The organism is Geodermatophilus sp. YIM 151500, from assembly GCF_025716945.1.
Classification (GTDB): Bacteria; Actinomycetota; Actinomycetes; order Mycobacteriales; family Geodermatophilaceae; genus YIM-151500.
The window spans coordinates 1-458 of sequence record NZ_JAOVZT010000051.1 but is presented as its reverse complement, the minus strand read 5'-3'; the positions used below and the strand labels follow the sequence as shown (position 1 = coordinate 458).

The window sequence follows — 458 nt, the reverse complement described above, 5'->3', positions numbered from 1 at the left end:
CGGCAGCGGCTCCAGCTCGAGCTCGGCGCGGTCCACCGCCAGCCGCAGCCCGGGGCAGCGGTCGAGCAGCACGCCGAGGGCGACCCGGGTCTCCATCCGGGCCAGGTTGGCCCCGAGGCACAGGTGCACGCCGGAGCCGAACTCGAGGTGGTCGTTGGGCGAGCGGGTGATGTCGAACGTGTCCGGGTCGGGGAACGCCCCGGGGTCGCGGTTGGCCGAGGCGATCAGCGGCTCGACGATCGCCCCGGCGGGGATGGTCTCGCCGTGCCAGGTGACGTCCTCGGCGGCGGTCAGCGGTTTCGTGCCGTGCACCGGGCCGGAGTGGCGGAGCACCTCCTCCACGGCGCCGGGCATCAGCTCGGGCCGCTCGCGGAGCAGGGCGAGCTGATCGGGGTGGTCGAGCAGGGTGACCACCGCGTTGCTGATCAGGTGGTAGGTGGTCTCGTAGCCGGCGGTGA

Annotated in this window: 1 protein-coding gene; it reads right to left on the bottom strand. The window is 73.8% G+C overall.

Annotation, left to right across the window (positions count from 1 at the left end; genetic code table 11):
- The coding region (locus OF117_RS22105) for a cytochrome P450 (RefSeq protein ID WP_263555016.1) at positions 1–458 on the bottom strand (458 nt) is incomplete at both ends.